The organism is Bacillus sp. JJ1127 (assembly GCF_036965845.1).
GTDB lineage: Bacteria > Bacillota > Bacilli > Bacillales > Bacillaceae_G > Bacillus_A.
The window spans coordinates 1380-1861 of record NZ_JBALQK010000450.1 but is presented as its reverse complement, the minus strand read 5'-3'; the positions used below and the strand labels follow the sequence as shown (position 1 = coordinate 1861).

Below are 482 nucleotides of genomic sequence, written 5' to 3'. Positions count from 1 at the left end.
CAAGCTTCTCATACCTAATTTGGAATGAAGCTCTTCTGTTGAAATGGGTTTACTCTCTGATAAAGGAGAATCAAAGTTTTTTAATAAATATGTTTCAAATAAATTCCAGTTATCTGGCTTACGATCTAAGGGTCTTATAGATTTATTAGCGTTGAATCTTTTAACTACAGTGAAATTTTCATTTTCATTATAAAATTCAATTTTAATGGTTGTATCTTTATTATTTTGATTTGAAAATAGCAAATCATTATATCCATATCTACCGTCTGCAGTATTTGTTACCCTAGATATGCCACCACTTATCACAAGTTCAAGTGCATCGAACAAAGTAGTTTTACCGAAACCATTAGGACCGTCAAAGACAATTAAATCTTTTTCAGAGAAATCAATAGAAAAATTAGCTACATGTTTAAAGTTTTTGATTGATAATTTTCTGATTTTATAGTTCGTCATTATAATCACCTTTTTCAATTATCTTTAGA

1 protein-coding gene is annotated in these 482 nt (G+C 28.4%); it reads right to left on the bottom strand.

Features of this window, described 5'->3' with window-relative positions:
* A partial coding sequence (locus tag V7183_RS25795; RefSeq protein ID WP_335361315.1) for an AAA family ATPase occupies positions 1-453 on the bottom strand: 453 nt, incomplete at its 3' end.
* Between the last annotated feature and the right edge of the window lie 29 nt (positions 454-482).